Raw genomic sequence first — 10,813 nt, 5'->3', positions numbered from 1 at the left:
ACCGGCACAGGTGTTTCTGGGGGAATACTCCGGCGCCCTGGATACCGCAGGTGCTGCGCTTATTGGTTGAATTCAGGTCTTCAAGCAATCGTTAATAATCTGTGGGGAGTTATCCCCGGTAGACTGACTTTTCATTGGGCCTCCCCTATGTTGGTGTGCAATAAACGAGCAAAAGCGGCCACCCCAAGTTAATGAGATGGCTGGAAATAAGCTAGAAGGAGATATAGAGGAAGGTGTTTTTTTGCTTTCCTCCATCTTATGAGTATGGTAACAGAACTTTGCCTAAATGTCAACACAAATGAGGATGTTTATCATTTGAAATATATAACAACACGATCACTGAGGGGCCTGTGACTGGTTGTGAGTAGAGTTAAAACGATGCAGTAGGGAAGTTTGTAAAATTCATCTACAGCGCTTGTGTGGGCCGTGTGGAGTTAATAGGGGAGGGTATTCTCAACGAGTGGCAGGGCTTCGACAGGTATGGCATACGTCTGGCAGTGCTTGAAGGTGTTTGAAAGGTTATTGAAGGGATTGCACGGGTAAGAGTGCATCGCACATCGTGCCACTCGGAAGGGTGCTGGAGCCTTGTCGGGATTGCCGCAACGGGAGGGCTTCGACAGGGTTTAGCCTCAATTCGCACTTGACAATTACTCTCATCTAGTGGTACGATAATGATGTAAAGTTGAGAATCACCACGAACCGGACTGACCACCAAGGTCATTACCGGTTTTTCGTCGTGTCCGCTCGGTTAATATCAGTCTCTACTTATTCAACACCGTCCCAACTCGGGACTTGGTGGAGATAAGTCATGTCTGAACATTCCAAACCGGAAAAAATTCCTTAGGAATACTCTAAGAGAAAATTTCCTATTAATGAGCATTGTCGAATACTTGCCGCAAGGCAAACACTCGACAGGACTACTCAATACGTATCGCGTGAGAAAAGGAACGGAGTGAAACGACTGTGTTCTTCACCGTGCTATCTCCCGATACATATTCAATAACGCTGAAGAATGCTTGAAGGGTATTTGAGTCGTGAGGGGGCTTCCCTCACTCACTCTCTTCCTTCGATACGTCTTCAATAACTACTCTAGTGTCCATAAAAATTTAAGGTCTCTCTTAAGGGGAAATTGGACACCTTCCAATTCCTTATAAGAGAGTCTGTTAGAGCGTAAAATGGCTACAGCCCGCATGAGACGGGCGTTTCAGGATTTTAATCCGATGTAAAAATCTACATCAAACACTAAAAGGAGGCACCAGTATGGCCACAATGAAAAATATCCAGAACGTCAGCTACAGGACTTGTGATGCCGAGTTCTTGAGGCTTCTAGCCAGCTTGCCCAAGAGCGTTGGAAACCTGTTGTTGGCGATGCTCGATGAAGTAGACAATCAGGATAATTGCGTTCAAGTCGATATGGCGGATATACGTAAGGCCCATAAACTTGACAAGGACAACACCAGTAGAAGATTAGCAAGGCTCAAGAAAGAGGGGATCGTTAAAGAAGTCGAGGACATACACGGTATTGAACGTCTCATGATCAATCCTGCTCTTGTGTGGTCCACAGGACGAGACAAACTCAGGTTCGCTATCAATATGTTCGAGTTGGGATCACACGCCGCAGCATGGCGTCACAGCAAGCTTGAACGGGAATTGGTGGGTAGCATCGATACTCAGACAGGCGAGCTTGTCAGCGAATATCAGGAACGACACGACGAGCTTATCAGGGCTTTGGCTGATGCCATGAACAGGGCAGCCGAGGAAGCATTGCAGGCAGCGTAAAGGGAGAGTTAAACATGACACGAAAGAAGAAACCGACACTGGCAGAGAGGGCATTACAGGCCAAAGAAGAAGGATTGAAGCACTTCGAGACACCGGACAAGCCTTGTAGGAAGTGTGGTGGGATAGTGCGTCAGACAAACAGGCAAGCCAACTGCATTGAATGCGATAGAAAACGGAGCCTTAGATTCAGGCAGAAGAATCCCGGCCATCGTCAGGCTTATTATCAGAGTAGGCGTGATCATTACCTGAAAGTGCAGAAGGCTTACCGTGGCAACAACCGAGAGAGATACCGTAAACTTTTACGGGACTGGCATGAAGTCAACCCCGGCTATCGTGTGTTCATGGTCAACAAGCACCGCTTCAAGCGAATAGGTTGGGATCACGACCTTTTCGATGATCAGATATTTGAGCTATACCAGCACTGTGGAATCATGAATCAGTTTCTTGGCGTCGAAGGTCGAGGGATATTCGAGGTTGATCATATTATCCCTGTGAACGGGGTCGATGAGAACCGAGAGCCTGTCGTGTCAGGTCTGCATCTCCCTGACAATCTGGACATCGTTACCAACGAAGAGAACAGGGAAAAGTGGAACTACTTCACACCATTCGTTGTGGTGTATGACGAATCTGGAAGAGTCATTGACACATACGTCATTGAAGATAGGGAATTACAAGCAGCCTAAAACAATCCCACCGGGCTGGAAGTAGCCGAAACAGCCCAGTTATCCAACATATATAGTGGTGAGCCAACACCTGACGGAGTAGGGCGAGAGCGCCCGCACAAGTCACATAAAGGTTTTAAAGGGATCAAGCAGGGCATCCCTACCAGTAACCTCTTACAATGGCTCATGCGAGCGCACAATGCGAATAGGAGTTATTAGATATAAAAGAAGTTATGCAGTAATCCTATAACGGGATTCTGGAAGAATGGAGTCTTTTAACTTTTCACCAAATATATAACTGATGTTAATGAGTGCTTCCAATAAGCTTATTTCACTGTTGTGCTCGCTTGGTCGAACCAGATGACTTGTCCATTTTCTACAATACGAGCCTTGCTAGCACTATAGTTATTGAAGTCCAGCATTACCAATTGGTATTTCTTTGTGGTTGAACCACATCCAGACACGTATTTTTTAACGCCTTGAGCAAGGTATTGCATCTGCTCATCATATGATTTTTCTGACGTACAGATGAGCGAATCCGCTTTTATATAGAACTGCTGGGCATAAGTTGCTGTGCTTAGGCTCGCTAGGATGGCTGCGAAGGCTAGCTTTTTCATTTAGTCCTCCTGCTGGTTGCTTGTAATTATATGTTACCAGTATGAGGCTTCTCATGCTATGCGGTATGCGAGGGACATTTGCAGATGCGGTAGCTACAGACCAAGGCAAGGGATTTTAAGTCCCTCGTGATCCATTGAAAGGGCCTAGAACACTATGTAGCCGTGAGGTTACACCTCCTTGTGTGTCCGTGTGAGCGTTTCTAGCAGATAGGAAGGGCGAATTTACCGGGTCGATCTAGGAAATGCTTGTGTGGCCCGTGAGGTATAATGAGACGTATTCGTATAGTTCAGGTGGTCCAAACTGGTGATCCATTCTATGGAAGACCTTTGCCTATTCCTGTGGTAATTTGTAGATAGACGATATCAGCCAGATGCCAGAAAGACCCTTATAAATCAGGGTGTTAGGAATTCGCCAGCAATCGGAAATATCTCGGTAATATGGCTAATAGTGTGCCGGGATGTGGCTGGCGGGGCCGCCTCCATTTCGTCCCCCGTATTTCTGTTCGGCCTCGATGTCGACTCGCCCCTCGTCGAAGTTCCCGCTACCCGCTAGAATGGACGCTTTAACGATACTCCCCTCTGTGTCGAGTGCTTAGTGCTGCCAGGTGGGAATCGGCCCGATCTGCAAGGACATCCCGACGGTATGAGTTACCAGGTTCTGGCCCGCAAATGGCGCCCTCGCACGTTTCACGAACTGGTCGGCCAGGAGCATGTTTCGCGTGCGCTGGTCAACGCGCTCGACCAAGGGCGTCTGCATCATGCCTATCTGTTCACCGGCACGCGCGGGGTCGGCAAGACGACGCTGGCGCGGATTCTCGCCAAATGCCTGAACTGCCGGCAGGGTGTGACCTCAGTGCCGTGCGGTGAATGCGAGACGTGCCACGAGATCGACGAGGGCCGCTTCGTCGACTTGATCGAAGTCGATGCCGCTTCTCGTACCAAGGTCGAGGATACCCGCGAGCTGCTCGATAACGTGCAGTACGCGCCGACCCAGGGGCGTTACAAGGTGTACCTCATCGACGAGGTGCACATGCTGTCCACGCACAGCTTCAATGCGCTGCTCAAGACGCTCGAGGAGCCGCCGCCCCACGTCAAATTCCTGTTGGCGACTACCGACCCGCAGAAGCTCCCGGTCACGGTACTCTCGCGCTGCCTACAGCTCACGCTCAAGAACATGCCGCCGGAGCGCGTGGTCGGGCATCTGACACGTATTCTCGAGGCCGAGTCGGTGGCCTTCGACGAGCAGGCGCTGTGGCTGCTGGGCAAGGCTGCCGAAGGCTCGATGCGCGACGCCTTGAGTCTGACCGATCAGGCTATTGCTTTCGGGCAGGGCGAAGTGCGTCATGCCGATGTCGCGGCCATGCTGGGTACACTCGATCATCGCCACCTGTTGGCATTGGCCGAGGCGCTGGCCGAGGTCGATGCCGCGCGGGTGTTGCAGGAAGTCGCCAGTCTGGCTGAGCAAGGACCGGATTTCGGCGCTATCCTCGACGATCTGGCCGGCATCTTCCACCGCCTGACCATCGCCCAGATGGTGCCGGATGCACTGGATAATAGTCACGGCGATCGAGATACGTTGTTGCCGCTGGCCGCGCGCTTCACCGCCGAGGATGTGCAGCTTTATTATCAGATCGCGCTGCAAGGGCGGGGTGATATGGACAGCGCACCGGACCCGCGTACCGCGCTGGAGATGACACTGCTGCGCATGCTGGCATTCCGGCCCCAGGGCGTACCCAAGCCGCCGCAGACACCATTGCCGATTCGCGGCTCTGCCGAAGGCGATGCACCAGCCGCTGCGCCGGCGAGCTCCCCAGCGGCTGAGCCCGTACCAAGCCAGCCGACTCCTTCGCCTAGCGAGTCTTCACGTCCCGAAACCCAAGCGCCCGCGGCGGGTGATATCAGTCCCGTAGCGGATGATAGCGGTGAAGATGTACCGCACGCGTTACCTGAAGCGGAATCGCCTGAGACCGAGGTGCCTGAGGCAGAGGCGACCTCGGCAGAGGAAGAGGTGCCGCCTCCCGTGGCTGATGCGCCTGGTGAATCTGTCGATGCCGCGCTCGAAGACGAGGCGCAACGCCAGGCGGACGTCGCTGATGTGGACGATGCCCCACCCTGGGCGCTCGACGATGCCCCCGCGCCTGCCGCCTCCGAGCCACCCGCGGCCGCGCCGGAGCCCTCGGTGATGGATGTCGCTGCAGAGACGGATGAGCCTGATCCCGTGACCGCGACGCCGGCACCCGTCGCCGCCACGCCCGAAACGGGCACGTTCGACCACGCGCGTTGGCTGGCGGTTTTCGAATCACTGGCGCTGGGTGGGCTGACGCGTAACCTGGCGGCGCACTGCATCATCGAGCACGACGACGGTGAAACGCTGGCACTGCGGCTGGATCCTTCGCAGGGGGCAATGCTGGCTGATGTGCATGTCGAGCGTCTCACCAAGGCCTTGGCCGATCAGGGCATCGAGCGGCGCTTGAATGTCACGGTCGAGGCCCTGCCCGAGGATCTGGACACGCCGCGTTCGCAAAGCGAACGGCTGGCGCGAGAGCGTCATGCCCAAGCGGTTGAAGCGTTGCGCCGCGACCCGCATATTCAGATGCTAGAACACGATTTCGGCGCCCACTTGCTGGAACGCAGCGTGACGCCGACTGACGGCGCCGCTTCCGATGCATAAGTCGTCGGCGGCTCTGACTTTTCGAACCCCGTGAGGATACGACCATGATGAAGGGCGGAATGGGCAACATGATGAAACAGGCCCAGGAAATGCAGGAAAAGATGCAGAAGGTCCAGGAGGAAATCGCCGAGACCGAAGTCACGGGTGAGGCCGGGGCCGGCATGATCAAGGTCACCATGAATGGTCGTCACGATGTGAGTAGCGTGAATATCGACCCCTCGGTGATGGAAGAAGACAAGGAGTTGCTCGAGGACTTGCTGGCCGCTGCCGTCAACGACGCGGTGCGCAAGGTCGAGGCGACATCCAAGGAGCGTATGGAAGAAGTCACCGCAGGGATGAATCTGCCGGCGGACTTCAAGATGCCGTTCTAAGCGATGGCGTTTTCTCCTCTCGTCGATCAACTACTGGAGACGCTGCGTGTGTTGCCGGGCGTAGGCCCCAAGACCGCGCAGCGCATGGCCCTGCATTTGCTGGAGCGCGACCGCGATGGCGGCCGTCGGCTCGTCGCCTCATTGGGCGAGGCACTGGAACAGGTGGGGTATTGTCAGCGTTGCCGCACGTTGACAGAGACGCCGCTATGCACCATTTGCGAGGATGCACGGCGCGATGAAGGGCTACTGTGCGTGGTCGAATCGCCAGCCGACATGCTGGCGATCGAGCAGGCCGGCGGCTATCGCGGCCACTATTTCGTGCTCCACGGCCATTTGTCACCGCTGGATGGCATCGGCCCCGAGGACATTGGGCTCGATCAGCTCGATGAGCGGCTCGCAAATGGCGCCATCGAGGAATTGATTCTGGCCACCAATCCCACCGTGGAAGGCGAGGCCACCGCGCACTATATCGCCGAACAACTGCGCGGCACTGGCGTGCGTCTGTCGCGCTTGGCGTATGGCGTGCCCATGGGTGGCGAGCTGGAATACGTGGATGGCGGCACGCTGAGCCGCGCCTTCAATGGCCGTTTGCCGTTTGCGCAAGAGTCGAGCTGACCCTCATTATCGTCAACAAGGATACGGGATGCCCCCGAGTTTCGAGATTCGCTGGGTGGAAACGCCTACCGCGCTGGCCGAGGCGTGCGAGACGCTGGCCGACGCCGATTGGCTGGCGGTGGACACAGAATTTCACCGCGAGTCGACGTTCTTTCCCATCGCGGCCTTGGTGCAGCTCTATGCCGGCGGCGATGAGGCTTTCCTGATCGATCCGCAAGTTGTGGCGGCCGATAGCGCTCTGCAGGCGCTGCTAGGCGCGCATGGGCCGCTCAAGTTGCTGCATGCCAGCGGCGAAGACCTTGAGGTATTGGAGAGCTGGGCGGATGTTGCCGTCGCGCCGATCGCCGATACGCAGGTGGCGCAGAGCCTGCTGAGCACTCAGGCGTCGCTAGGCTATCAACGGCTGGTCGAGCAGTGGACCGGCGACGTGTTACCCAAGGAGGAAACGCGCTCGGATTGGCTGCAGCGTCCGTTGTCCGACTCACAGCTACGATACGCTGCGCTGGACGTGGTCTATCTGCCGTTTGTCTGGCAGGCGCAGCGGGACGCATTGGTGCAGCAGGGGCGCCTGGCCTGGCTGGAAGAGGAGTGCGCGCGCCTGTGCGAGGCCAATCGCCGTAACCGCGATGCCGATGAACAGTGGTATCGTCGTCATCGCCAGCTGTGGCGGCTCGAACCGCGTCAGTTGGCACTTTACCAGGCGCTCACGCGCTGGCGTGAAGGCGAGGTGCGGCGCCGCGATCTGCCACGTGGCTGGCTGGCGAGCGACAAGGTCCTGTTCGCGATCGCGGTGGAGATGCCACACAACCGCCATCAGCTCTCGACTATCGAAGGCGTCAGGCCCAAGCTGATCAAGCATGACGGCGATGCTTTGCTGTCGATGGTGCAGGCGGCTGCGCACCTCGATGACGAGGCACTGCCGGCACCACTTCCACCACCGCATTCAGCGGCGTTCAAGACGCGGCTCAAGGCGCTCAAGAGCGTCGTCAACCGTGAGGCCGAACGCTTGGACATCGCCCCCGAGGTGCTGGCCAACCGCCGCGATCTCGAAGCCCTGGTGATGGCGGACCTGGACGGGGTGCCGCTGTCGTTGCCCCAGGGATGGCGTGGCACGCTGCTCGGCGACGCATTCACCCAGGCCCTGGCGGACTACTGAGAGGCTACGACGATGACAAGACGTCTGTGTGAAATATTCAAGAGCCCGCGTCGCGACGAGATGTATTTATACGTGGATCGTGCACGAGGGCTGACGGATGTGCCTGAAGCCCTGCTCGAGCGGTTCGGCAAACCGGTACCGGTGACCGTGATGATGCTTAGTGACGACAAGTCGCTAGCGCGGGCCAAGGCGAGCGACGTGCTGGCCGCCATCGAGACACAAGGCTTCTATCTGCAAATGCCGCCAGCGCGCGAGGCCTACATGCTGGATTTATACAAGGCGCCTACCGAGGCGCGGTACTGACCCATGCGTGAACGTTTCTGGGAACGCTTTTCCCTCCAAGAGCTCGACGATGAAGAGTGGGAAGCCCTCTGCGACGGGTGCGGTCTATGCTGCCTGCTCAAGCTTGAAGACGAAGAGAGCGGCGATGTCGCTACGCTCAACGTGGCCTGCCAGCTGCTGGATATCGATACGTGCCGTTGCAGCGATTACGAAAATCGCTTCGAGCACGTGCCGGGGTGCACCAAGTTGACCCGAGACAACCTGGCGGCGTTTCACTGGCTGCCGGCGTCGTGTGCCTATCGTCGATTGGCTGAAGGGCGCAAGCTCGCGGCCTGGCATCCGCTGATCGCGGGCGATGCACAGCGCATGCATCGCAAGCAGAAGAGCGTGCGCCACTTCGCGGTGAGCGAGTGTGAGGTGGCCGACGAGGCGCTCGAGGAACACATCATCGACATCATTCCTTGCCAATGAAGTTTTCGATGTGATGGCGCGGTGATTGATATGAAGGCCCCGGTACGGGGCCTTCTTCGTTATGGGGCGTCAATCCGCTCGGCCAGCGGGCAGTTCGTTGTCGGCAAGGCCCAGAGCCCAAAGCAGGAAGGCATCCTGACGCGCGTTATCGTGCCAGGCCTTGAATCGGCCCGAGGCGCCACCATGCCCGGCAGCCATGTCGGTGCGCAGCAGGATCGGGCGGCGCTGCTCGGCGGGTAGTTGTGAGACGATCTCGGTCAGCCGCGCATAAAGTTTGGCCGGCTCCCAGTAGGGCACACGCGAGTCATGCCAGCTGCCTTGCAGGAACAGCGTGGGGTAAGGCTGCGCGACGAGGTTGTCGAGGGGAGAATAGTCGCGAATACGGCGTTTAGCTTCCGGTTCATTAGGGTTGCCCCATTCGCTGTATTCTGCGGTCGTCAACGGTAGGTCAGGATTTTCCATGGTACGCAGCACATCGACGAACGGCACGTCGAGCACGGCGGCGCAAAAGGCATCCGGTTCGAGATTGAGACTAGCGCCCACCAGCAGCCCACCGGCGCTGGCGCCGTAGGCGGCGATGCGCTTGCTATCCGCGATGCCGTGTTCGACCAGGGCATGACGCGCGGCGAGAAAGTCGCGGAAGCTATTTTCCTTGTGTTCCAGCTTGCCGGCGAGGTACCAGGGTTCGCCCCGATCGCCGCCGCCGCGCACATGGGCGACGGCGAACGCCACGCCCCGCGACAGCAGTTCGAGCCGTGCCACGGAAAACCACGGATCGAGCACTTCCCCGTAGGCGCCATAGCCATAGAGCAACGTCGGCAGTGGGCCTTTCTCGATAAGGTCGCCCCGCACCACGACGGACACCGGAATGCGCTCGCCGTCGTGTGCTTCGGCCCATAGGCGGCGGCACACCAGTTGCTCGGGTGCAAGATCGCCGTGCACGGGCTGGGCTTTGAGCAGGCGGCGCGCATCGGTATCAAGATCGTGCTCTATCCAGCGCGGCGGCAGCGTGAACGATTCTTCGTGTAGACGCAGGCGGCGGGTGTGGAAGTCGGGTGTATCGCCCAGCATCAGGCTGCAGGGGGCTTCGGGTAGTGGCAGGCGACGCTTGATCGGGGTATCCGTGTCGAGCGTGACCACGCTGAGGTGTACCTGGGCCTCGCGGTGGTCGCGTTCGGTGATGACGAGACCCCAGGCAAAGGCATCGACGCCTTCCAGCGTTAGGTGCTCCTGATGGTCGAGCAGTGGTGTCCAGTCACCCGGCGTGGACTCGGTTGCGATATCGAGCCGGAAATGCGGTGCGTCCTGATTGTGCAGGATGTAAAAGTGACCGGGACGATGCTCAAGGCCGTATTCAACGCCTTTGACGCGCTCACGTACACAGCGCGGCGGCGTATCGGGCGTTGCCGCGGGAATCAGGTGACACTCCGAAGTGTCCTTGGAGGCGCTTTCCAGCACCAGCCAGGCGCGTGAACGGGTCTTGCCTAGCCCTACCCAGAACTCGGTGTCCGATTCACGGAACAAGCATGCGCTTTTGCCGTTTCCGATATCCAGCCGCCAGATGCTGTCCGGGCGCTGGGTGTCGTCGTAACGCGTGAACAGCAGGTTGCGGTTATCCTCGGCGCAGCACAGCTCGGGGCCGATATCGGTCAGCAGGCACCGGGGTTCGCCGTTGGGCAGGACACGCAGGAAGAGATCGAAATTCTCGTCGCCGTTGGTGTCCTCGGTCCACGCCAGCCAGCTTTCATCGGGGGCGATGGCCATGTCGGCGACTTCCATGAAGGCGTGATGCCGGGCGCGGGCCTGGACATCGAGCACGCATTCACGCTGAGACGCGTCGTGGTTGGGATGGCGCCACCATATCGGATAGTCGGCGTCGTGGGCGGTCTCGCTCCAGTAGGTATGGTGATCGAGCGGCGTGCGCAGACCGTCGACGGCCAATTCGCGACGCGCCAGGTGGCCGGCGTAGAGTCTCTCGACGAGTGGCTCGAGTGGCGCGAAACAGGCCGTGGACTCTTCGTTGGCTTGCTCGAGAAAGCTCGCCACCTCGGGGTCGTCGCGATTCTCCAGCCAATGCCAGTTAGGATCGTCCTTGCGTTTGAAGCGTGCGACCGGCGAGAGTTGGGTCGCGTCGTGAAGCGCAGGGATGTGCGGCTGTGCTTTCATGTGCAGCGGTGTACCATGTCGAA

General features: G+C 57.8%; 10 protein-coding genes. 8 read left to right on the top strand and 2 right to left on the bottom strand.

Going from position 1 to position 10,813, the window contains the following annotated elements:
* Positions 1 to 1,260: 1,260 nt before the first annotated feature.
* Positions 1,261 to 1,779: a hypothetical protein gene (locus LUN51_RS15545; protein ID WP_277811961.1), complete on the top strand. Its 519-nt coding sequence runs from the start codon at positions 1,261 to 1,263 to the stop codon at positions 1,777 to 1,779.
* A gap of 14 nt (positions 1,780 to 1,793) precedes the next feature.
* On the top strand, positions 1,794 to 2,462 hold the full coding sequence (locus LUN51_RS15540) for a hypothetical protein (protein WP_277811960.1): 669 nt from the start codon (positions 1,794 to 1,796) through the stop codon (positions 2,460 to 2,462).
* A 305-nt stretch (positions 2,463 to 2,767) separates the two neighbouring features.
* On the opposite strand, the gene LUN51_RS15535 is transcribed toward LUN51_RS15540, so the two are convergent.
* The gene (locus tag LUN51_RS15535) at positions 2,768 to 3,058 is read right to left on the bottom strand and encodes a hypothetical protein (protein WP_277811959.1); all 291 of its coding nucleotides are present in this window, start codon (positions 3,056 to 3,058) and stop codon (positions 2,768 to 2,770) included.
* Positions 3,059 to 3,701: 643 nt separating this feature from the next.
* On the opposite strand from LUN51_RS15535, the gene dnaX reads away from it, so the two are divergent.
* Genes dnaX through LUN51_RS15505 form a run of 6 tightly spaced genes read left to right on the top strand, consistent with a single transcriptional unit; the run spans position 3,702 to position 8,624 of the window.
* Positions 3,702 to 5,729: a DNA polymerase III subunit gamma/tau gene (gene dnaX, locus LUN51_RS15530; RefSeq protein ID WP_277811958.1), complete on the top strand. Its 2,028-nt coding sequence runs from the start codon at positions 3,702 to 3,704 to the stop codon at positions 5,727 to 5,729.
* Between the two features lie 44 nt (positions 5,730 to 5,773).
* Entirely contained in the window at positions 5,774 to 6,100 is a 327-nt protein-coding gene (locus tag LUN51_RS15525; protein ID WP_277811957.1) for a YbaB/EbfC family nucleoid-associated protein, read from the top strand.
* Between the two features lie 3 nt (positions 6,101 to 6,103).
* Complete coding sequence (gene recR / locus LUN51_RS15520) at positions 6,104 to 6,715, top strand: recombination mediator RecR (protein WP_040243845.1); 612 nt, start codon at positions 6,104 to 6,106, stop codon at positions 6,713 to 6,715.
* Positions 6,716 to 6,743: 28 nt separating this feature from the next.
* Positions 6,744 to 7,871 (top strand): ribonuclease D, encoded by a 1,128-nt coding sequence (gene rnd, locus LUN51_RS15515; protein ID WP_277811956.1) that lies wholly within the window; start codon positions 6,744 to 6,746, stop codon positions 7,869 to 7,871.
* 12 nt (positions 7,872 to 7,883) lie between these two features.
* The gene (locus tag LUN51_RS15510) at positions 7,884 to 8,174 is read left to right on the top strand and encodes a YcgL domain-containing protein (RefSeq protein ID WP_040243843.1); all 291 of its coding nucleotides are present in this window, start codon (positions 7,884 to 7,886) and stop codon (positions 8,172 to 8,174) included.
* Between the two features lie 3 nt (positions 8,175 to 8,177).
* A complete protein-coding gene (locus LUN51_RS15505) occupies positions 8,178 to 8,624 on the top strand; it encodes a YcgN family cysteine cluster protein (protein WP_277811955.1) in 447 nt (148 codons plus the stop codon).
* A 69-nt stretch (positions 8,625 to 8,693) separates the two neighbouring features.
* Here the strand turns inward: LUN51_RS15505 and LUN51_RS15500 are convergent, their stop codons facing one another.
* Positions 8,694 to 10,790: a S9 family peptidase gene (locus LUN51_RS15500; RefSeq protein WP_277811954.1), complete on the bottom strand. Its 2,097-nt coding sequence runs from the start codon at positions 10,788 to 10,790 to the stop codon at positions 8,694 to 8,696.
* Between the last annotated feature and the right edge of the window lie 23 nt (positions 10,791 to 10,813).

The organism is Chromohalobacter canadensis, from assembly GCF_029544075.1.
Classification (GTDB): Bacteria; Pseudomonadota; Gammaproteobacteria; order Pseudomonadales; family Halomonadaceae; genus Chromohalobacter; species Chromohalobacter canadensis_A.
This window is presented reverse-complemented; position numbering and strand designations above follow the sequence as displayed.

Bases quoted from the DNA above. Each gene is read 5' to 3' on its own strand.
- rnd (WP_277811956.1), top strand. From the start codon at position 6,744: ATGCCCCCGAGTTTCGAGATTCGCTGGGTGGAAACGCCTACCGCGCTG.
- LUN51_RS15500 (WP_277811954.1), bottom strand. From the start codon at position 10,790: ATGAAAGCACAGCCGCACATCCCTGCGCTTCACGACGCGACCCAACTC.
- LUN51_RS15505 (WP_277811955.1), top strand. From the start codon at position 8,178: ATGCGTGAACGTTTCTGGGAACGCTTTTCCCTCCAAGAGCTCGACGAT.
- LUN51_RS15540 (WP_277811960.1), top strand. From the start codon at position 1,794: ATGACACGAAAGAAGAAACCGACACTGGCAGAGAGGGCATTACAGGCC.
- dnaX (WP_277811958.1), top strand. From the start codon at position 3,702: ATGAGTTACCAGGTTCTGGCCCGCAAATGGCGCCCTCGCACGTTTCAC.
- recR (WP_040243845.1), top strand. From the start codon at position 6,104: ATGGCGTTTTCTCCTCTCGTCGATCAACTACTGGAGACGCTGCGTGTG.
- LUN51_RS15545 (WP_277811961.1), top strand. From the start codon at position 1,261: ATGGCCACAATGAAAAATATCCAGAACGTCAGCTACAGGACTTGTGAT.
- LUN51_RS15525 (WP_277811957.1), top strand. From the start codon at position 5,774: ATGATGAAGGGCGGAATGGGCAACATGATGAAACAGGCCCAGGAAATG.
- LUN51_RS15535 (WP_277811959.1), bottom strand. From the start codon at position 3,058: ATGAAAAAGCTAGCCTTCGCAGCCATCCTAGCGAGCCTAAGCACAGCA.
- LUN51_RS15510 (WP_040243843.1), top strand. From the start codon at position 7,884: ATGACAAGACGTCTGTGTGAAATATTCAAGAGCCCGCGTCGCGACGAG.